General features: G+C 44.8%; 19 protein-coding genes and 1 tRNA gene. 5 read left to right on the forward strand and 15 right to left on the reverse strand.

Annotated features, from left to right (window positions below; translation table 11 throughout):
* Nucleotides 1-496 precede the first annotated feature (496 nt).
* Nucleotides 497-3,199 carry a bifunctional acetaldehyde-CoA/alcohol dehydrogenase gene (gene adhE / locus NL644_RS10840; protein WP_012841564.1) on the forward strand — a complete coding sequence of 901 codons (2,703 nt, stop codon included), beginning with the start codon at nt 497-499 and terminating at the stop codon, nt 3,197-3,199.
* A 141-nt stretch (nt 3,200-3,340) separates the two neighbouring features.
* Here adhE and NL644_RS10845 read toward each other — a convergent pair whose 3' ends face one another.
* The 3 genes from NL644_RS10845 to sodB all read right to left on the reverse strand — a co-directional run bounded on the left by NL644_RS10845 (nt 3,341) and on the right by sodB (nt 5,459).
* Nucleotides 3,341-4,024 carry an SDR family oxidoreductase gene (locus NL644_RS10845; RefSeq protein ID WP_046874522.1) on the reverse strand — a complete coding sequence of 228 codons (684 nt, stop codon included), beginning with the start codon at nt 4,022-4,024 and terminating at the stop codon, nt 3,341-3,343.
* Nucleotides 4,025-4,215: 191 nt separating this feature from the next.
* Entirely contained in the window at nt 4,216-4,719 is a 504-nt protein-coding gene (locus tag NL644_RS10850; protein WP_012841566.1) for a VC2046/SO_2500 family protein, read from the reverse strand.
* Nucleotides 4,720-4,874: 155 nt separating this feature from the next.
* Nucleotides 4,875-5,459 (reverse strand): superoxide dismutase [Fe], encoded by a 585-nt coding sequence (gene sodB / locus NL644_RS10855; RefSeq protein WP_005396533.1) that lies wholly within the window; start codon nt 5,457-5,459, stop codon nt 4,875-4,877.
* 285 nt (nt 5,460-5,744) lie between these two features.
* On the opposite strand from sodB, the gene NL644_RS10860 reads away from it, so the two are divergent.
* Together NL644_RS10860 and NL644_RS10865 are read left to right on the forward strand one after the other, a co-directional pair.
* Entirely contained in the window at nt 5,745-6,080 is a 336-nt protein-coding gene (locus NL644_RS10860) for a Grx4 family monothiol glutaredoxin (protein ID WP_017635833.1), read from the forward strand.
* Between the two features lie 74 nt (nt 6,081-6,154).
* Nucleotides 6,155-6,784: a DsbA family protein gene (locus tag NL644_RS10865; protein ID WP_253658388.1), complete on the forward strand. Its 630-nt coding sequence runs from the start codon at nt 6,155-6,157 to the stop codon at nt 6,782-6,784.
* Nucleotides 6,785-6,862: 78 nt separating this feature from the next.
* On the opposite strand, the gene NL644_RS10870 is transcribed toward NL644_RS10865, so the two are convergent.
* Both NL644_RS10870 and rnt read right to left on the reverse strand, forming a co-directional pair.
* Nucleotides 6,863-8,188, reverse strand: a complete 1,326-nt coding sequence (locus NL644_RS10870; RefSeq protein WP_017821192.1) for a Na+/H+ antiporter family protein — start codon at nt 8,186-8,188, stop codon at nt 6,863-6,865.
* Between the two features lie 28 nt (nt 8,189-8,216).
* Nucleotides 8,217-8,861, reverse strand: a complete 645-nt coding sequence (gene rnt / locus NL644_RS10875) for a ribonuclease T (RefSeq protein WP_005384888.1) — start codon at nt 8,859-8,861, stop codon at nt 8,217-8,219.
* A 341-nt stretch (nt 8,862-9,202) separates the two neighbouring features.
* On the opposite strand from rnt, the gene NL644_RS10880 reads away from it, so the two are divergent.
* The gene (locus NL644_RS10880) at nt 9,203-10,084 is read left to right on the forward strand and encodes an OmpA family protein (RefSeq protein WP_253658389.1); all 882 of its coding nucleotides are present in this window, start codon (nt 9,203-9,205) and stop codon (nt 10,082-10,084) included.
* A gap of 120 nt (nt 10,085-10,204) precedes the next feature.
* Here NL644_RS10880 and NL644_RS10885 read toward each other — a convergent pair whose 3' ends face one another.
* The 10 genes from NL644_RS10885 to NL644_RS10930 form a co-directional block, all read right to left on the reverse strand.
* Nucleotides 10,205-10,639 carry a DUF2753 domain-containing protein gene (locus tag NL644_RS10885; protein ID WP_005384886.1) on the reverse strand — a complete coding sequence of 145 codons (435 nt, stop codon included), beginning with the start codon at nt 10,637-10,639 and terminating at the stop codon, nt 10,205-10,207.
* 150 nt (nt 10,640-10,789) lie between these two features.
* Nucleotides 10,790-11,206 (reverse strand): lactoylglutathione lyase, encoded by a 417-nt coding sequence (gloA, locus tag NL644_RS10890; RefSeq protein ID WP_017635317.1) that lies wholly within the window; start codon nt 11,204-11,206, stop codon nt 10,790-10,792.
* Nucleotides 11,207-11,238: 32 nt separating this feature from the next.
* Entirely contained in the window at nt 11,239-11,880 is a 642-nt protein-coding gene (gene nth, locus NL644_RS10895) for an endonuclease III (RefSeq protein WP_005380743.1), read from the reverse strand.
* A 64-nt stretch (nt 11,881-11,944) separates the two neighbouring features.
* Complete coding sequence (locus NL644_RS10900) at nt 11,945-12,637, reverse strand: electron transport complex subunit E (RefSeq protein WP_005384881.1); 693 nt, start codon at nt 12,635-12,637, stop codon at nt 11,945-11,947.
* Nucleotides 12,637-13,269: an electron transport complex subunit RsxG gene (gene rsxG, locus NL644_RS10905; RefSeq protein ID WP_005380747.1), complete on the reverse strand. Its 633-nt coding sequence runs from the start codon at nt 13,267-13,269 to the stop codon at nt 12,637-12,639. The genes NL644_RS10900 and rsxG overlap by 1 nt, the downstream gene beginning before the upstream one ends.
* A 7-nt stretch (nt 13,270-13,276) precedes the next feature.
* The gene (gene rsxD, locus NL644_RS10910; protein ID WP_005390256.1) at nt 13,277-14,323 is read right to left on the reverse strand and encodes an electron transport complex subunit RsxD; all 1,047 of its coding nucleotides are present in this window, start codon (nt 14,321-14,323) and stop codon (nt 13,277-13,279) included.
* Complete coding sequence (gene rsxC / locus NL644_RS10915) at nt 14,323-17,073, reverse strand: electron transport complex subunit RsxC (RefSeq protein WP_253658390.1); 2,751 nt, start codon at nt 17,071-17,073, stop codon at nt 14,323-14,325. Before rsxC ends, rsxD begins: the two co-directional genes overlap by 1 nt.
* A gap of 8 nt (nt 17,074-17,081) precedes the next feature.
* Entirely contained in the window at nt 17,082-17,678 is a 597-nt protein-coding gene (rsxB, locus tag NL644_RS10920; protein ID WP_005380760.1) for an electron transport complex subunit RsxB, read from the reverse strand.
* A gap of 3 nt (nt 17,679-17,681) precedes the next feature.
* Nucleotides 17,682-18,260: an electron transport complex subunit RsxA gene (gene rsxA / locus NL644_RS10925; protein ID WP_005380762.1), complete on the reverse strand. Its 579-nt coding sequence runs from the start codon at nt 18,258-18,260 to the stop codon at nt 17,682-17,684.
* 328 nt (nt 18,261-18,588) lie between these two features.
* Nucleotides 18,589-18,664 (reverse strand) — tRNA-Asn (locus tag NL644_RS10930).
* A gap of 559 nt (nt 18,665-19,223) precedes the next feature.
* Between NL644_RS10930 and uvrB the strand changes: the two genes are divergently transcribed.
* Nucleotides 19,224-21,254, forward strand: coding sequence for an excinuclease ABC subunit UvrB (gene uvrB, locus NL644_RS10935; protein WP_065646646.1), 2,031 nt, complete (start codon nt 19,224-19,226; stop codon nt 21,252-21,254).
* Nucleotides 21,255-21,439 lie beyond the last annotated feature (185 nt).

The following is a 21,439-nucleotide window of genomic DNA, read 5'->3' on the forward strand; positions in this document are numbered from 1 at the left end:
TCTGGAAAAGAATTGTTGCGTATAAAGTTGCTGTCAAAGCGTGCTGTTTTACATAAACGTTAACATTCGCACACTTTTGATAAAAACTAAGGTGGTTTGTAGAGAGATGTATTCGGTTCGATATACTCTCAGTAGCACAAGGAATTGGGCCTACATGTAATTTTGTTGGCTAAAAATGAAACTTTTTTACAGGTTGTTGTAGTTTCTTTTATTTATTTGTCTATTTGCTTTTTTTTTGTTCAATAAAAATTGAAGATTAATTTATTTGTTTATCAGTGAGTTATGTCGTTTTAGTGTGATGGAGCACCACTTTGGTGGTATTTAGGTCGTGAGAACTGATCCAAGTCAATTTTTTTCACACTCTGAAATATTATACTCAGTCCTGAAAGCAATTTACTAAGACGTTTGTTTTCTAAGTGACTGATAAACAGTAAAAACGATAAGTAATAGCCTTAGTAAAAAGTTTTTAATATTTGTTAATTTTAGGAGATTCCCTATGCCTGTAACTAATATGGCTGAACTAGATGCAATGATTGCTCGCGTTAAGAAAGCGCAAGAAGAGTTCGCTACTTACTCTCAAGAGCAAGTAGACAAAATCTTCCGTGCAGCATCGCTTGCAGCTAACCAAGCCCGTATCCCGCTAGCTCAACAAGCGGTTGAAGAATCTGGTATGGGTATTGTTGAAGATAAAGTAATCAAGAACCACTTCGCTTCTGAGTTTATCTACAACAAATACAAAGACGAACAAACGTGTGGCATCCTAGAAGAGGATGACAACCTAGGTACTATGACTATCGCTGAACCTGTAGGTATCATCTGCGGTATCGTACCAACGACTAACCCTACATCTACAGCGATCTTCAAATCTCTAATCTCTCTGAAGACTCGTAACGGTATCATCTTCTCACCACACCCACGTGCGAAAAACTCGACTAACGACGCAGCGAAACTGGTTCTAGACGCAGCAGTAGCAGCGGGTGCACCAAAAGACATCATCGGTTGGATCGACCAACCTTCTGTTGAGCTTTCTAACGCTCTTATGAAACACGATGACATTGCTCTTATCCTTGCAACTGGTGGCCCAGGCATGGTTAAAGCAGCTTACTCTTCTGGTAAACCAGCAATCGGTGTAGGTGCAGGTAACGTTCCTGTTGTTATCGACGAAACTGCTGACATCAAACGTGCAGTGGCTTCTATCCTGATGTCTAAGACTTTCGACAACGGCGTAGTATGTGCTTCTGAGCAGGCTGCAATCGTCGTTGATGAAGTGTACGACGAAGTAAAAGAGCGTTTTGCTTCTCACAAAGCTTACGTACTAAGCAAAGCAGAAGCAGAAAAAGTTCGTAAAGTTCTTCTTATCGATGGCGCGCTAAACGCGAAAATCGTAGGTCAGCCAGCAGCGGCAATCGCTGAAATGGCAGGCGTTAAAGTTCCAGCAGACACGAAAGTCCTTGTTGGTGAAGGTCTAGGTAAAGTGTCTCACGATGACGCATTCGCTCACGAGAAACTATCTCCAACTCTAGGTCTATTCCGTGCTGACAACTTCGAAGACGCGGTTGCTCAAGCGGTAACTATGGTTGAGATTGGTGGTATCGGCCACACATCTGGTCTTTACACTAACCAAGATACTAACGCTGACCGTATCCGTTACTTCGGTGACAAGATGAAGACAGCTCGTATCCTAATCAACATCCCGACTACTCACGGTGGTATCGGTGACTTGTACAACTTCAACGTTGCGCCTTCTCTAACTCTAGGTTGTGGTTCATGGGGTGGTAACTCTATCTCTGAGAACGTAGGTCCTAAACACCTAATCAACAAGAAAACTGTAGCGAAGCGAGCTGAAAACATGTTGTGGCATAAACTACCTAAGTCAATCTACTTCCGTCGTGGTAGCCTTCCAATTGCTCTAGGCGACCTAGAAGGTAAGAAACGCGCATTCTTAGTAACTGACCGTTTCCTATTCAACAACGGTTACGCAGATGACGTAGTAAGCCTACTTAAAGCTCAAGGCATGGAAGTTCAAACATTCTTCGATGTTGAAGCTGACCCAACGCTTTCTGTTGTAGAGAAAGGTGCGGCTCAAATGGCTAGCTACCAACCAGATGTTATCCTAGCATTAGGTGGTGGTTCACCAATGGATGCTGCGAAGATCATGTGGGTAATGTACGAGCACCCAGAAACTCACTTCGAAGAACTAGCAATGCGCTTTATGGACATCCGTAAACGTATCTACAAGTTCCCTAAAATGGGTCAAAAAGCTGAGCTTGTATGTATCACTACAACTTCAGGTACTGGTTCAGAAGTTACACCATTTGCGGTTGTTACTGACGACAAGACTGGTGCTAAATACCCACTAGCTGACTACGAAATCACGCCAAACATGGCTATCGTTGATGCTAACCTAGTGATGAACATGCCTAAGTCTCTAACAGCATTTGGTGGTTACGATGCAGTAACTCACGCTCTAGAAGCTTACGTATCTGTTCTTGCGAACGAATACTCTGACGGTCAGGCTCTACAAGCACTTAAGATGCTAAAAGAATACCTACCTTCAAGCTACGCGAACGGCGCTAACGACCCAATCGCTCGTGAGAAAGTACACAACGCAGCAACTATCGCTGGTGTGGCATTTGCTAACGCATTCCTAGGTGTTTGTCACTCAATGGCGCACAAACTAGGTGCTGAGTTCCACATTCCACATGGCCTAGCAAACGCACTACTTATCTCTAACGTTGTACGTTACAACGCGAACGATAACCCAACTAAACAAACAGCGTTCTCTCAATACGACCGCCCACAAGCACGTCGTCGTTACGCTGAAGTTGCTGACCACTTAGGTCTGAGCCAAGCTGGTGACCGTACTGCTCAGAAAATTGAACGTCTACTAGCATGGTTGGATGAGCTAAAAGTGAACCTAGACATCCCAATGTCTATCCAAGCGGCAGGCGTAGCTGAAGCAGACTTTATCGCGAAACTTGATGAGCTAGCAGTTGAAGCGTTCGATGACCAATGTACTGGTGCGAACCCTCGCTACCCACTAATTAGCGAACTTAAAGATGTGTTAATGGCTTCTTACTACGGTAAAGCATTCGTTGAAGGTGAAACTTTCGAAGGTACAACAGTTATCAAGAAGAAAGCAGACCAAGAAGCAGCGAAAGCGGCGCCTAAAGCAAAGAAAGAAAAAGCTGACGCGTAATTAAGAGTCGTGTGAGTAAGGTTTTCGCTAGCACGAAACCTTAACCGGGAAAAAGTAAAAGCCCCAGTCATTTGACTGGGGCTTTTTTGTTGAGAAAGTTGAGTAATAGCGATCCATTGACGCAACAAACACGTTGTCCATTCATACTTCTGTAGCAACCACTCTGCCACTAAAATACTCATTTGATACGATATATGCGGTATTGCGAACCAATTCATCTTGGATCTCGGCCCAGTGTCTTTCGTTAAGTTCTTCTCTTGTATGGTTTACCGAAGGAATGACGCCACCCACCCGAATATTAAATGGAGTGAGCTCTTTTGCCCAGCTGTGAGTAAAACCTGACACCAAAGCAGCCATGCTTTCGACTCCCGTTAAATCTTCATGGCTGTCATGGGAAATGACGTTAACAATTACCCCTTTCTTATTTCTAGCGCGAAATCGTTCGGCTCCCACTTGGCCATAGGTGTAGAGGAAACGCGCTGCAGAAGACAAGTGATCAATGTAAGTACTCATAGGTTCGGGAGCCATCAAGCCTGGCATGGGAGAGCTCGTCCAGCAATTGACTATCACGTCTGGTGTCGCACGCAGCTGCGATTCTATTTGATCAAACAGTAAGTTAATGGACGTTGTGTTATCACTGCACACATTCATCGCATAGACTTTATCTGTGAAGGCACTAATCTGCTCATAGCTCGCTTTTAGAGCGCTAGAGTTTTGGTCACAAAGAATCAACGTCGCTCCAAGGTGAGCAAAGTGACTAGCACAAGTCCTTCCTATAACAGAACCTGCAGACGTGACGAGAATAATTGATTCTTTAATATCCATAACACCTTCACAGTATCCCTGTGTGAAAAAAATACACCAGTGGTTTGTGCTATTAGCATGGTTGAAATTAGAAAGGCTCAGTGTGAAAGACTTCAAACTAACGCTTTTGGATGAGGACTATTGTGCGGTAATTTGTAAGGCGTCACATTTCTGACTGTGGATACTGCAAGCTGTTGGTTGAACAATGATCTCTATACTTGCAGTTGAATTTGATACTGACGTTGAGCCGTCACTAGTTGATTGTATAGCCCTGCATCTGGGATGAGGTTTTTGTTGCGCTCGCCCAATTTGCGTCGCTCATGACCGGATAGGTTGTGATAAACGTCTTCAGGAAGATTAAACGTATCTTCCGGCAAGTAGGTCAGGGCGTCTGGTTTCAAGTAGTGACTCAGTTTCGCTGAGGGTAGACCTGCACCGTGGAATTGTTTTGCTTGCTGTGCTGCTAGCTCATAGCTGCTGCTATCAGAACGAAGAGCTTGAGGCGTTGACAATTCAAGTTGTTGACGGAGTATATCTTCGCTGGTGGCTACTTCTTTGATTTCCTCTACAGGTACAACGTCGCGTACATCGTTAGAAAACATCGACAAAATCAGTGCAAAATCGGCACGACGTCCTTCGTGGACAGCATGGTTTATACCATTGCCGAACTGAAGTTCGTTAATAATTGCCGCTTTGTCTAAAGTATGAATTTGCATGATGTTCCTCGCTCGATGCCATTTTAACGGCGTGTCTGAGAAGAACTTTAGGAAAAAGAAGAGATTAAATTGGAGTTTTTAAGCGAAAAATAAAAAGCTCGCTGGTTCAGCGAGCTTTTAAAATAAGACTAAATTGAACTTAGGGGGAAGTAAAATTACTTCGCTAGGTTCTCAGCTACGAAGTCCCAGTTTACAAGTGCCCAGAAGCCGTTCATGTAATCAGGACGTACGTTGCGGTAATCGATGTAGTATGCGTGTTCCCACAGGTCAACAGTTAGAAGTGGTGTTGTACCTTCTTCTGTTAGAGGAGTAGCAGCGTTAGAAGTGTTAACGATCTCTAGAGAGCCGTCAGCTTTCTTAACAAGCCAAGTCCATGAAGAACCGAAGTTGTTGATTGCTGAATCAGTAAACTTCGCTTTGAATTCTTCGAAAGAACCGAATGCTGCGTTGATTGCGTCAGCAACTGCGCCAGTTGGTTCGCCGCCCGCGTTTGGAGCAAGACAGTGCCAGTAGAACGTGTGGTTCCAGATTTGCGCTGCGTTGTTGAATACGCCACCAGTAGAAGTCTTGATGATCTCTTCTAGAGTTTTGCCTTCGAACTCAGTGCCAGGGATAAGACCATTTAGCTTAACAACGTAAGTGTTGTGGTGCTTACCGTGGTGGTAGTCTAGAGTCTCTGCTGAGATGTGTGGTTCTAGTGCGTCTTTCGCGTAAGGAAGAGCTGGTAGTTCAAATGCCATTACTCGATTCTCCATTGATTTGAAAGGATGACCTTTCGATTGCTTCCAGTGTTTTTTTATAGCTATGTAGCCTTTAAGGCTGACTTGCTAAGTATTTTAGCAAGTTTTTACTTTATTAAAACCCCGATATGAAAATATTTTAAGGGGTTAGCGGCTGTGAAGTGCTGAATTGTTCGCCATCAAGCAACCTGAATTTAAGCCTTATTAATTATATGGTTTTTATTCTGTCGTTATTGAGTAGAATGTGGCAAATAAACAAAGTTCAAACCCATGAATGAGGAAGCGATGGAAACTATCGACAAAATCAAACAGCAGATCTCTGAAAACTCAATCCTGCTGTACATGAAAGGATCACCGAAACTGCCAAGCTGTGGTTTCTCTTCTCAAGCGTCACAGGCTCTAATGGCATGTGGTGAGAAGTTCGCTTACGTAGACATTCTGCAAAACCCAGATATCCGTGCTGAGCTACCAAAGTACGCACAATGGCCAACATTCCCTCAACTATGGGTTGAAGGCGAGCTTATCGGCGGTTGCGACATCATTCTAGAAATGTTCCAAAAAGGTGAACTTCAGCCTCTAATCAAAGAAGCTGCAGCGCGCGCTGAAGATCAAGCTGAGTAATTCGTAAATACTTACATTTAGCGATAGAATACGAAGGAGCCGTACTGGCTCCTTTTTCTTTTTAGGTTAGTGGAATGAACATAAAGCTTTACTACGTGCATGACCCAATGTGCAGTTGGTGTTGGGGTTACAAACCGACGCTTGATAAATTGAAACAGCAACTGCCAGGCGTTATTCAGTTTGAGTATGTGGTGGGTGGTCTTGCGCCAGATACTAGTTTGCCGATGCCACCAGAGATGCAACAAAAACTCGAAGGTATTTGGAAGCAGATTGAGCGTCAGTTGGGCACTAAGTTTAACTACGATTTCTGGAAGCTTTGTACGCCAGTAAGAAGCACTTACCAATCTTGTCGTGCGGTTATTGCAGCGGGCTTTCAAGATTCTTATGAGCAGATGCTAGAAGCGATTCAGCATGCGTATTACTTACGTGCGATGCCTCCTCATGAAGAAGCCACTCACTTGCAACTAGCGAGAGAAATTGGCTTGAATGTTCAGCAATTCAAGAATGACATGGATGGCTCTTTCTTAGAAGGTGTGTTCGAAGATCAATTGAGCCTTGCAAAGAGCCTAGGTGTGAGCTCTTACCCTAGCTTGGTTCTTAAAATTAACGACGCTTATTTTCCGATTGCCATCGATTACCTGTCGACAGAACCAACCTTGAAGCTGATTCGTGAGCGTATTATTGACAATATGCCAGCGCAATAACCACAGTTATGAATAACAAAAAGCCGCTCATTGAGCGGCTTTTTCGTAACTAAATGTATATCCATCCAAACAATAGTATTAAAGCACCATTGCTGCAATCCAACCAAAGATGATTAGAGGGATATTGTAATGGATAAAGGTTGGAACGACTGTTTCCCAAATGTGCTCATGTTGACCGTCGGCATTTAGACCAGATGTAGGGCCTAATGTAGAGTCAGAAGCTGGAGAGCCTGCATCACCTAACGCCGCCGCAGTACCTACCAGTGCAATCGTTGCCATCGGCGAGAAGCCAAATGCTAGCGCAAGAGGCACATAGATAGTTGCAAGGATTGGAATCGTAGAGAACGATGAACCAATGCCCATTGTTACCAACAGACCAACGATCAGCATCAGTAGTGCAGCTAAAGGCTTATTGTCACCGATGCTGGTTGATAGCGATTGTACTAGTGTTTCAACACCGCCAGTTTGCTTCATTACTGCTGCAAAACCTGCTGCTGCAATCATGATGAAGCCAATCATTGCCATCATGTGTACACCTTTAGTGAACACGTCGTGCGTCTCTTTCCATGCAATAACGCCGCCGAAAGTAAACACCATAAAGCCAGCTAGAGCACCGATAATCATTGAACCCGTGTAAAGCTGAACACCCAATGCAGCGACAATACCAAGTGCCGCAACCAAGATGTGCTTTTTATTGATGACATGATCGGTTTCGTCAACGACAGTCAACTCAGTTTCTTTGTAGACACGCGGTTTACGATAGCTAACAAAGATAGCCAGTAATAGACCAAACAGCATACCTGCACCAGGCAGTAACATGGCGGTTGGGACTTGGCTTGCAACCACATTCTCCAAACCGTTGTCATGTAGGTTCTTTAACAGAATGTTGTTTAAGAAAATACCGCCGAAACCAACAGGCAAGATCATGTAAGGCGTGATCAAACCGAAGGTAAGAACACACGCGACCAAACGTCGGTCGAGTTTAAGTTTCGCGAATACGCCCAAAAGAGGTGGAATCAAAATTGGAATAAAGGCGATATGGACCGGAATTACGTTCTGAGATGACATAGTGACAAGAACGAGCGCGACTAACACCGCGTACTTTAACCCGGTAGTTGACGCCGAGTTTTCTTTACCATTTAAGCGCTTGATAACACTTTTGGCCAGTAGATCCGTGATGCCTGATTTCGAGATGGCAACAGCGAAAGTACCTAGCATGGCGTAGCTTAGCGCAATAGTTGCACCGCCACCTAGACCACTTTCAAATGCAGCAACCGTATCCCCAAGGCTCATGCCTGCGACTAGGCCGCCTACGATGGCACTAAACGTGAGGGCAACCACCACGTTTACGCGCATCAATGCTAACACGAGCATGACGCACACTGATATAACGACAGGATTCATACTTTTCCTAATATGTTGTGTTTACTTATTATTCTTCGTCGACAAGCGGCCAACCGCCGAGGGCCTTCCATTTGTTGACAATACCGCAGAATAATTCTGCTGTTTTTTGTGTATCGTAAAGCGCAGAGTGTGCTTCACGGTTATCAAATTCCATCCCGGCTGTTTTGCATGCTTTAGCGAGAACTGTTTGGCCATAAGCAAGGCCACTTAAAGTAGCCGTATCAAAAGTAGCAAAGGGATGAAAAGGGACTCTTTTTAGTTTACAGCGTTCATTTGCTGCGTTTACAAAACCCAAGTCGAATGCTGCGTTATGAGCAACCATAATTGCACGTGAGCAATCTGCGGCTTTTTGTTCTTTGCGAATAAGCTTATAAATTTCCTTTAGCGCCTCTTGCTCAGAAACAGCACCACGAAGAGGGCTGAAAGGGTCACGAATACCATTGAATTCAAGCGCTTCTTTTTCTAAGTTAGCGCCTTCAAATGGTTCCACATGAAAATGAATGGTGGAGGCCGGATGCAACACGCCATGTTCGTCCATTTTCAACGTAACGGCACAGATTTCTAAAAGTGCATCAGTTTGAGCATTGAAACCAGCGGTCTCAACGTCTACTACCACAGGGAAATAACCACGAAAGCGTTTTTTCAAGGTTAGAGCTTCATTTTCTAGTGTCATGTTGGCTTATTTTTGTGTGACGAAGGCTGCATTATTGCAGATTATACCGATGAGAAAAACCGCAATTTAAGAGAAAACCGGAATTCTATTTTGCATCCAATCAATAAGTTTGTATTGCATATTATGTAGACGTTTATTCGCCATACTTTGCATCATGTAAACCGATAAAACATGAGTAAGTAAAACGCTAAGTGGCGGTTAAGGTGATTGGAACACGGTGGCTCACATTAATGGCAGTGTGACAGATAACCCTATATTGGCGAGATTTTTGCATGCCCGTTGAAGTGGTTTTATTGATGCAATTTGACGGCAACAGACTGCCGTTTAAGAGACAGTATTAGATGAAGAAATGGCTGATTATCAGTGGTGTTGTATTTTCGTTGTTTAGCACAAGCAGCTTCGCTTTGATGGGCAAACGTTATGCTGCAACTCCACAGCAATCTCAATGGGAAATGGTGGTCAATACACCATTAGAATGTCAGCTTGTACACCCCATTCCAAGCTTTGGAGATGCGGTATTTTCATCTCGTGCGAATAAAAAAATCAATTTAGACTTTGAGTTAAAAATGCGTCGCCCGATGGGAGAAACACGTAACGTCAGTCTCATTTCTATGCCGCCACCTTGGCGACCAGGTGAACACGCCGATCGAATTACAAACCTAAAGTTTTTTAAACAGTTTGATGGTTATGTCGGAGGGCAAACAGCATGGGGCATTTTGTCTGAGCTGGAAAAAGGCCGTTATCCGACTTTTAGCTACCAAGATTGGCAGAGCCGAGATCAGAGAATTGAAGTCGCATTGTCATCAGTACTATTTCAAAACAAGTACAACGCGTTTAGCGACTGTATTTCAAACTTATTGAAATACAGTTTTGAGGACATTGCTTTTACGATTTTGCACTACGAAAGACAAGGTGATCAGTTAACCAAGGCTTCTAAAAAGCGTTTATCACAAATTGCAGATTATATCCGACATAATCAAGATATCGATCTCGTGCTGGTGGCGACGTACACAGATTCAACCGATGGTAAAAGTGCGAGCCAAAGTTTATCAGAGCGACGTGCAGAGTCACTTCGTGATTATTTTCAGTCTCTAGGGCTACCGGAAGATCGAATTCAAGTGCAAGGGTACGGCAAGCGTCGTCCTATTGCAGATAACGGTTCGCCAATAGGAAAAGACAAAAACCGCCGAGTCGTGATATCTCTAGGGCGAACCCAAGTGTGATGCTTATAAAAACGCCGAAGCTGAAAGCTTCGGCGTTTTTGATTTACTGACGTTGTTAATAATATTTTAGTGGTATTTTGCCAAGCACCTTTCGGTGATTCCTGCTGTATAATTTGAATGTTAGTTTAAGCGGAATTTGGCAATGACTTCGCAATTGGTTGCGGTATCTATTTTTTCAACCTGTTTGGCAATAGCTGGATTAGGGTGACGCTTCATAAAGTCTATCAACGCCTTAGTACAGCATCCTATCGAGTCGATAAAGCTTGCACACTCTTTATTTGGGCATTGTGGGATAAGTGTTAAGACTTTCTCAGAGGCCAGTTGAAGGTATTTGAGTTCATAGTCAGTATCTCCGGCCCAACGCCAGAACTGAGCTAAGTTATGACAAGAAATCACAGAAATTAATAATCGCTCGTCCGCCTCAATTTCCACACATTCGCTAATATCTTCACTCAGGCTTAGGGCTTGCTGGTAATGAAGAATGCTGCGAACAGGGTCATCTAGTTGAAGTGCCGTATCGGCTAGAAGTGTGTGTTTTTCCCATTCACTGATCATTATCGTAATCCCGCATATCGAAGTTGCGGATAAATCTAAACGATAACCATTATCAAGTAAAGAGTTTTGTTTATAAAAGGACAGGCAGATCGCAGACCTGCCTGTAATCGGAGTTGAACTTGCAGTACAAGTGATTATTAGAAGTGCTGCTTAGCCTTCAAGACCTGATGAAGCTTGCTTGTTTTGAATAAGCTCAATCATGTAACCGTCAGGGTCTTTTACGAATGCAATGTGCGTGCTTCCGCCTTTTACTGGACCTGGCTCACGAGTCACATTACCGCCCGCCGCTTTGATAGCGTCGCAAGTTGTGTAGATATCATCAACACCAATGGCGATATGACCAAAAGCAGTACCTAGGTCATACTCAGTTTTACCCCAGTTGTAAGTCAGTTCGATCACTGCACCTTGGGATTCGTCACCATAACCAAGAAACGCTAGCGTGTATTCGTACTCTTTATTTTCGTTAGTACGAAGCAGCTGCATGCCCATAACTTCAGTGTAAAACTTGATGGATTTGTCTAGATCACCTACGCGAAGCATAGTGTGGAGAATTCGACCGTTTGACATTTTTTGCTCCTAGCTTTGATTTACAAATAGCGTTAGCTATCTGGGTATACTTTCTCTTTATATTCGCACAAATCTTCGATAATGCAGCTACCGCAGCGAGGCTTTCTTGCTACGCACGTATAACGACCATGAAGAATGAGCCAGTGGTGCACATCGAGTTTGAACTCTTTTGGCACAACTTTTAATAGCTTCTGCTCGACATCATCAACCGTTTTTCCCATCGCAAATTTAGTGCGATTCGACACGCGATAAATGTGCGTATCGACGGCAATAGTTGGCCAACCAAAAGCGGTGTTGAGCACGACGTTTGCGGTCTTGCGACCTACGCCTGGCAGCGCTTCTAACGCTGCACGATCTTCAGGAACTTCACCATTGTGTTTTTCCAACAAGATCTTACAAGTCTTGATTGTGTTTTCTGCCTTTGAGTTAAACAAACCGATGGTCTTTATGTATTCTTTTAAGCCATCGACTCCCAAATCAAGAATGCTTTGAGGTGTATTCGCTACAGGGAAAAGCTTGTCGGTGGCTTTATTGACGCTTACATCGGTTGCTTGAGCTGATAGTAATACAGCGATTAGCAGCTCAAAAGGGGAGCTCCAGTTAAGCTCAGTTTGAGGATTCGGATTGTTTTCTCGTAATCGCTCAAGAATTTCGATTCTTTTTATTTTGTTCATTGCTGACTTCCAATACCGTCTCTGCGGTTTATGAAAAAGGCTCCTATGACAGAGCCTTATCTTGTTATGCGTTAGTGACGCGAGCACGTTCTATGGTTGGTTTTTCTTCTTTTGGTTGACGTGCCTGAATTGAATTATCTATGACATTTTTGAGCGCTATCAACAGCCCAACACCGATAAATGCACCAGGTGGGAGAAGCGCTAACAGGAAGCTATTGTCAAATTGGAAAACTTGAATGCGGAGAGCTGAAGCCCAGTCTCCTAGGAGAAGGTCTGCTCCGTCGAATAGTGTGCCATTACCAATTAATTCGCGCATGGCACCTAGCACGACCAAAACGCTTGTCATACCAAGCCCCATCCATAAACCGTCTAATGCTGCAGGCGCAACATCATTTTTTGAAGCATATGCTTCAGCTCGACCAATAATGATGCAGTTGGTTACAATCAGAGGAATAAAGATACCAAGAGATAGGTATAAACCATACGCATAGGCATTCATCAATAACTGAACACAGGTAACGAGAGAGGCAATGATCATCACGAACACAGGAATGCGGATCTCTTTTGGTACGTAATTACGAATAAGAGAAACCGTGACGTTGGAGCCGACCAGCACTAATAAGGTTGCAATACCAAGACCTAAGGCATTGGTTATCGTGGAAGAAACCGCTAGTAGTGGACACAGACCCAGCAGCTGTACGAGAGCAGGGTTATTGCTCCACATACCGTTTTTCATCAGCAATTTATTTTCACTCATTACTGCTCTCCTTCACAGCCCAAAGGCTGGCTAAGAATGTCTTCACGAGATTGGTTTACGTAGTTAACGGTATTTCGCACCACTTTTACGACGGCTCTAGGCGTGATCGTTGCACCAGTAAATTGATCGAAATCGCCGCCATCTTTACGAACTTTCCACGAATTCCAATTGTTTTCCGTGACTTGTTTTCCTGTAAAGCTCAGGATCCAGTCGGTGACACGAAGATCGATTTTATCGCCCAGACCAGGGGTTTCTTGGTGGTTTAGGACGCGTGTCCCCAAAATATTGCCCTGATTATCAATCCCAGTAATCACTTTTATCTCACCATTGTAGCCATCTGGCGCGATAGATTCTATTGCGATTGCTGTTGGTTCACCATTCTTCGTGGCGAGGTAGGCTGGCATTGCACGTAATGTCCCCAGATCTGGTGACGTGACCATAGTGCAGGCTTGCGTGAGTGCGTTGTCATGCATGTTTTCTGGAATGACTTGATTCAAAACAGAAAGTAATTGTTTTTGCTCTTGTACCTTGATTTGGTCTTTTGTTAGGTACTGAGTAAGGGCGACTAATCCGGTTGTTGCACATGCAAATATCGCGAGTGTCAGACCATTTTTTCTAATAGCGGTTAACATGTTTACCTCAGTGACCGTAAGTTCTAGGTTTGGTGTAGTAATCGATCAGTGGCACACACATATTTGCAAGCAACACTGCAAATGCAACACCATCTGGGAAACCGCCCCAACTGCGAATGATAAAAACCAAAGCACCAATAAGCGCACCGAAGATTAAACGTCCTTTGACGGTGGTAGACGCCGAAACGGGATCGGTTGCAATAAAGAATGCGCCAAGCATGGTTGCACCAGATAACAAGTGTAAAACTGGCGACGCAGTTTCCCCTGGCGTCAGCAACGTGAACACTAGGCTAAACAGAGTCAGACTCGCAAGGAAACCTGCTGGAATATACCATTGGATGATACGCTTTTTGATCATGACTATGCCGCCAAGAAGGTAAGCAAGGTTTACCCATTGCCAACCAATACCACCTAAGCCATCAAATATTGGCTGCGACATTACTTCGCTTGGAGTGGCACCTGTAAGAATGCCAGTCTTAAATGCATCAAGTGGTGTCGCCATTGTCACGCCGTCAACACCTGAGCGAACTTGCTGAAGTGATAAGCCGTCGTAATCATAGCCCGTAAAAATTAAAGAGAGTGTATCTGCAAAATTTACATGATCAGGTATGAGTGATGTCGGTGCACTCCAACTCGTCATTTGTACTGGGAAAGAGATCAACAAGACCACATAAGCGACCATTGCAGGGTTGAATAAGTTTTGTCCAAGGCCACCATAGAGGTGTTTAGCGATTACTATCGCAAAAATAAGCCCGATCACCATAATCCACCACGGAGACCATGGTGGTATAGCAACGGCTAACAACCAAGCGGTAACTATTGCACTGTTATCACGTAGCGCTCTCATTGGTGAGCGTTTACGACAGATCATGACTAAGGCTTCAAGGGATACAGCGACTGCAATGGCAAAAATCAGTTGAATAAGCGTACCCCAGCCAAAGAAGTAGGTTTGAGCTACTAAACCTGGAAGTGCGCAAAGTGCCACCCATTTCATTAAGTCTGGCGTACTACGACGACTGTGGGTATGCGGTGAACTGGCAATAAAAAACGACACTACTCGTTCTCCTCAGTATTATTTTTATTAGCTTCTTGTTGCGCTTTGCGGGCCTTCGCGCGCGCGATTGCTGCGGCAACCGCGGCTTTTTTCGGATCCACTTCTGGTTCTTCAGAAGTTGCTTCTTCAACAGGCTCTGTTTGCATTTCTTGCTTAGCTTTACGCGCTTTGGCACGTGCAATGGCAGCAGCCACGGCGGCTTTTTTCGGATCTTCGGTTTGCTCGGTATGTGCTTCAGCTTCTTCCGCTTCAGTTGAGTCTGCTTGTTTCGCTTTACGGGCCTTCGCGCGCGCAATTGCAGCGGCAACCGCGGCTTTTTTCGGATCCACTTCTGGTTCTTCGGAAGTTGCTTCTTCAACAGGCTCTGTTTGCGTTTCTTGCTTAGCTTTACGCGCTTTGGCACGTGCAATGGCAGCTGCCACGGCGGCTTTTTTCGGATCTTCGGTTTGCTCGGCAGGTGCTTCAGCTTCTTCCGCTTCAGCTGAGTCTGCTTGCTTCGCTTTTCGCGCTTTGGCTCGAGCAATTGCAGCGGCAACTGCGGCTTTTTTCGGATCGTCGGTTTGCTCGGCAGGTGCGTCAGCTTCTTCCGCTTCGGTTGAGTCTGCTTGCTTCGCTTTGCGCGCTTTGGCTCGAGCAATTGCAGCGGCAACTGCGGCGTTTTTCGGATCGTCGGTTTGCTCGGCAGGTGCGTCAGCTTCTTCCGCTTCAATTGAGTCTGCTTGCTTCGCTTTTCGTGCTTTGGCACGTGCAATCGCAGCAGCCACGGCGGCTTTTTTCGGATCGTCGGTTTGCTCAGTAGGTGCTTCAGCTTCTTCCGCTTCAGTTGAGTCTGCTTGCTTCGCTTTACGTGCTTTGGCACGTGCAATGGCAGCAGCAACCGCGGCTTTCTTCGGATCGCCGTCTTGCTGTGCAGACGTTTCCGATTCTACAGATTCAGTTGAATCTTCTTGTTGTGCTTTTTTCGCTTTAGCTCGGGCGATGGCGGCCGCAACTGCCGATTTTTTATCATCAGCGTTATTGTCTGGCGTTTCGCCTTGTTCTTTTTGCGCTTTACGTTCGCGAGCAAGACGTTTGCGTTCTTCGCGCAGTTTTGCCATTTCTGAGTTATCAGGTTCACTAGAGCCTGCTTTAGCTGCAGCAGCTTGTTTCGCCTTCGCTTTGGCAATGGCTGCCGCTACGGCGGGTTTTACTGCTGGCTCTGCTTTTTCTGTGGTTTCTGTCTTTTGAGCTTTCACTCGTGCGATCGCTGCTGCTATCGCATCATCGCCGCCAGAAGACTTCATCTCTTTTCGGCGTTGATCGGCAGCTTTCTTGAAGCGATTTTCACGTTCTGCTTTTTCGCGTTCCATACGCGCTTTTTTCTCTTCAAAACGCAGTTTTGCTCGCTCTGCTGCTTCCGCTTCTTGTGTTCTAGTTCTAATTTCTGCTTTCGCTTGGCGGTAGTACTGTACGAGCGGAATTTCACTTGGACATACAAACGCACAAGCGCCGCACTCGATACAATCCTTTAAGTTTAATTCTTCGAGTTTGTCATACTCTTCAGCTTTCGCATGCCATTGCAGTTGTTGAGGCAGCAGCGAAGCAGGGCACGCTTCGGCACATTGGCTACAGCGAATACATTCCATCTCATACTGGTGCGGAGAGATCTCACGACGAGTCGGAGCAAGGATACAGTTTGCTGTCTTGGTAATCGGCACTTGGGAGTGAGGAAGGGTAAAGCCCATCATTGGCCCACCCATAATTAAACGCTGTAACTTCTTATCTGCTTTATAGCCAAACTCATCCAACAGTGCTTGTACTGGTGTCCCTAATAGTGCCCAAACGTTGCATGGTTGTTTGAAGGTTTTACCAGTGAGAGTCACGATGCGTTTTATCATCGGTTCACCGTCGATGACTGCGCGTTTTATAGCGTAAAGAGAACCAACATTCTGAACCAAAATACCAATATCGGCTGGAATCGCGCCACTTGGCACCTCTTTATTGGTTAAAATTTTGATCAGCTGTTTTTCACCGCCAGAAGGGTATTTAGTTGGGATAACGCGAATAACGATATCTTTGTTTATAGCCGCAGCTTCTAGCGCTTTGATTGCTTCTGGTTTGTTGTCTTCAATGCCAATAATCGTGAGCTTTGGTGTCAGGATATGTTCGACAATTTCGATACCTTGAATAAGCTCTTCGGCATGTTCTTGCATGAGCTTGTCATCAGACGTGATGTATGGCTCGCACTCTGCTGCATTAACGATAAGAATCTCGGTACGAGCAAAACCTGATTGGATTTTTTTTGCAGTAGGGAAGCCTGCGCCACCCATACCAGAAATACCAGCGAGACGAATAATATCAATCAGTGCGTCAGGGGTTTCTTGTTGGTAATCTGCGACGGGGTTTCTTTCACACCATGCATCTTTCCCATCAGGCGTGATGACTGCGCACAACTCACTTAACCCAGAAGGGTGCGCGACAGTTCGTGGCTCAATCGCGGTGAGCGTACCTGATGTTGGAGCATGCACTGGAACAGTAAAGCCGGTCTCCGATTGCGTTAATGGCTGACCTTTTAATACGTAGTCACCTTCGGCAACCAGTAGGTTACCCGCTTTACCAATGTGCTGTTTTAGCGGCAATACAATTTCTGACGGGATAGCCGCATGAGCGAGTTCAGTTTTGTTGGACTGCTTTTTATTTTCTGCCGGATGCACACCACCTGGGAAATCCCAAAGCGCGCCTGTACGAATTTGTTCAATCAAAGACAACATGTGAAACCTTACTTAATTGAATCTTTCACGTTCGCTGCATTGTCGGCAGCATCCGTAATGTTAAGTACCGGAATGGAGTGAAGTTGCCACTTCCAGCTTTCTGTGGTCGTTGCCACAGGAATCATTTCAATACAATCAGTCGGACATGGGGCAACACACAAGTCACAGCCCGTACATTCGTCTTTGATTACGGTATGGACCGCCTTTGTTCCGCCTACAATTGCATCCACCGGACACGCCTGAATACACTTAGTGCAGCCAATACACATGTCTTCATGAATAAACGCAACGGTTGGAATTTTGCTGTCGAGATCGTGCGCAGATTCTTCTGGCTCAACACCCATTAAGTCGGCGAGCTTTTCGATTGTTGCCTGACCACCAGGTGGACATTTGTTGATGTGGTCGCCATTTGCAATTGCTTCAGCATAAGGGCGACAACCAGGGTAGCCACATTGACCGCATTGAGTTTGCGGTAAAATGGCGTCGATTTGATCCACAATAGGGTCCGCTTCAACTTTAAAGCGAATAGAAGCAAAACCAAGTATCGCGCCGAAAATCGCAGCCAGAACCGCTAACGCGATAATCGCAATTAAAATCGTACTCATCGCTTACTTCACCAAACCTGTAAAGCCCATAAAGGCGAGTGACATTAAACCTGCTGTAATCATTGCTATTGATGCACCTTTAAAAGGTACAGGAACGTCGGCGGCGGCTATGCGCTCTCGCATGGATGCGAAAAGTATCAACACCAATGAGAAACCAACAGCGGCGCCGAAGCCGTAGATGATCGATTCAATAAAGTTATGGTTTTCATTAATGTTAAGAAGTGCCACGCCCAATACTGCGCAGTTTGTTGTGATCAGCGGTAAGAAAATGCCAAGCAAGCGATAAAGCGTCGGGCTGGTTTTGTGCACAACCATTTCGGTGAACTGCACCACAACGGCTATCACCAAAATAAAACTCATGGTTCGAAGGTACTCAATACCCAGTGGACGAAGGATGTAGCTTTCCACTAAATACGCACACACTGACGCGAGCGTTAGCACAAAAGTTGTCGCTAAGCCCATACCTATTGCTGTTTCCAGTTTTTTGGACACGCCCATGAAAGGACATAGGCCCAAAAACTTCACCAGTACAAAGTTGTTCACCAGCACAGTGCCGACCAACAACAAAACATATTCGGTCATAGTTATTACGTTCTTAAAATCCGATCTTGATATTATCGTGTTTTGTGACACCAATAACAACCAGTGAACGATGTGGTTTTACATACACGATGGAAAAATAGTCGTCTATGTGAGGTATTTTGATGAATCAATAAGAAATTGAACAGATTGCTGAATGGATTTTACAAAGACGCTGGTGCTGTCTTTCCTCAAAGAATCTTTTGCTCAGAAGGCGGGAATTACATTTAGCGAGTAATTTTAAGTCGTCACTTGAGATATTGATGGTGAAAGAAGTTTTTGATTTCAAAACGAAAAAAGCCGTGTCTTGCGACACGACTTTTCTGGAATTTGGCTCCTCCTGCTGGGCTCGAACCAGCGACCTGCGGATTAACAGTCCGTCGCTCTACCAACTGAGCTAAGGAGGAATTGCTTTGCTTGAAAGCGGAACGAATCTTACCGAGCAGCCAAACTACTGTCAACAGTAAAAAAATACATTTTTAGCAAAAAATATTGGGGGAAGGGCTTTACTTTTCTGTACTGCTTGTCAGTAAAGGGGTGAGGTTAGTTATCCACTAATTTTGTGGATAACTATGTTGATGAGATCTGAGTAAAGATCTTTTATATGCAACCTGGTTTTTATTTAGTGAATTTTTAATCAGAGCTATACAGAGAATATGCAATTAAAACATAGATTTATTGATGTTAAGCAAAATGTATTCAAGGTGGATAAAAATCTAGCTTTTGGGGATAAAGAGTGTTTAGGTCAATTTTTGGGGAAAAGTTGTGGAAACTGCAATGTGAAGAATGGGTGTGGCTCTTCAACTAGGGCGAAGTACTATATCAGAGTAGGTTTTGTATGGCTATAGCATTCTAGACAAACAAGAAAATTTATTAACAATGGTGGGTAAATTTTCAATAGACGTAGATTTCATTGGCTAAGGTGTATATATATACAGCCAAAGCGCAGTAAAGTTGAGGAAGGGTATGAGTAAAGTCTATGAATTGGTCTCCGATTATCAGCCATCGGGTGACCAGCCGGGAGCGATCAAGCAGCTGCTTGAGGGGCTCGATGCTGGACTGGCACATCAAACACTATTGGGGGTAACGGGATCGGGTAAAACGTTCACACTAGCGAATGTTATCGCTCAAGCCCAGCGACCTGCAATATTACTTGCGCCAAACAAAACGCTCGCAGCGCAATTATATGGCGAGATGAAATCATTCTTTCCCAATAATGCGGTGGAGTACTTTGTTTCCTACTACGATTACTACCAGCCTGAAGCTTATGTCCCGACGACGGATACTTTCATTGAAAAAGACGCATCGGTTAACGCTCACATAGAGCAAATGCGCCTTTCCGCAACGAAAGCACTATTGGAACGTAAAGACGCGATTATCGTTGCGTCTGTTTCTGCTATCTATGGTTTAGGTGACCCAGAATCTTACTTGCAAATGATGTTGCATTTACGTCGTGGTGACGTGATTGATCAACGGGACATGCTACGACGTTTGGCAGAGCTACAATATTCGAGAAATGACGTGGCATTTGAGCGAGGACAGTTTCGGGTTCGTGGCGAAGTGATTGATATCTTTCCAGCGGAATCTGACCAAGACGCAGTTCGTGTCGAAATGTTTGATGATGAAATTGACTGCATCAGTGTTTTTGATCCATTGACTGGTGTGGTGAAACAGCGAGATTTACCACGCTACACTATTTACCCTAAGACGCACTACGTGACACCAAGAGATCGCATTCTTGAAGCGATCGAAAATATTAAGGTTGAATTAGAAGTACGCAAAAAACAGCTTCTAGACAACAACAAGCTACTGGAAGAACAGCGTATTAGCCAGCGGACTCAATTCGATATCGAGATGATGAATGAGTTAGGTTTTTGCTCAGGTATCGAAAACTATTCTCGCTATCTCAGCGGACGATCGGAAGGCGAGCCGCCACCAACATTGTTTGATTACTTGCCTCATGACGGTTTGTTGATCATCGATGAATCTCACGTGACGGTGCCGCAGATTGGTGCCATGTATAAAGGTGACCGCTCTCGTAAAGAAACGCTGGTGGAGTTTGGTTTTCGCTTACCTTCTGCGTTAGATAATCGTCCGCTCAAGTTTGAAGAGTTTGAAGCATTAGCACCGCAGACGATTTTTGTCTCTGCGACGCCAGGAAATTATGAACTAGAAAAATCTTCAGGCGACGTGGCAGACCAAGTTGTTCGTCCAACAGGCTTGCTTGACCCAGAATTGGAAGTTCGCCCAGTGGCGACCCAAGTGGACGACTTGTTGTCTGAAATTCGCCTCCGTTCTGCTAAAGATGAGCGAGTTCTAGTGACAACATTGACCAAACGAATGGCCGAAGATCTCACCGAGTACTTGCACGAACATGATGTTAGGGTACGTTACTTACACTCAGATATTGATACCGTAGAACGTGTGGAGATCATCCGCGATCTTCGTCTTGGCGAGTTTGACGTGCTGGTGGGAATTAACTTGCTACGAGAAGGCTTGGACATGCCTGAAGTTTCGCTGGTTGCAATATTGGATGCAGATAAAGAGGGCTTCTTGCGCTCCGAGCGTTCACTGATTCAGACCATTGGTCGTGCTGCGCGAAATCTTGAAGGTAAGGCGATCTTGTATGCTGACCGAATCACCAACTCCATGAAAAAGGCGATGGATGAAACTAACCGCCGCCGCGAGAAGCAGAAAGCGTACAATGAAGAAATGGGCATTTCGCCGCAAGCGCTCAAACGAAATATCAAAGATATTATGGAATTGGGCGATATTACCAAGTCTAAACGTCAGCGTAATACTAAACAGGTACCGTTGTCGAAAGTGGCGGAGCCTTCGCAAACATACGAGGTCATGTCTCCTCAACAGTTGGAAAAAGAAATCAGTCGACTTGAGGCGGCAATGTATCAGCACGCGCAAGATTTAGAGTTTGAATTGGCGGCGCAAAAGCGTGACGAGATTGAAAAACTAAGAGCGCAGTTCATCGCAAATAGTTAAAAATAAGCTTAATGATCTAGCTCAGCCAAGTGTTTTAGATTGCTTGCAAAAAAAAGAAGCCAATAGGCAGTCGGGTCTATTGGCTTGTTTTGTGAACATCTCGTTCACTAACAACGTCAGTTGGCTAGGTGACCCGAGGGGTCACTAAACTATCAGCATGGTTTATGCCATTTTTTAAATAATTG

The organism is Vibrio sp. Y10_XG_PY6, assembly GCF_024181795.1.
Taxonomy (GTDB): domain Bacteria; phylum Pseudomonadota; class Gammaproteobacteria; order Enterobacterales; family Vibrionaceae; genus Vibrio; species Vibrio diabolicus.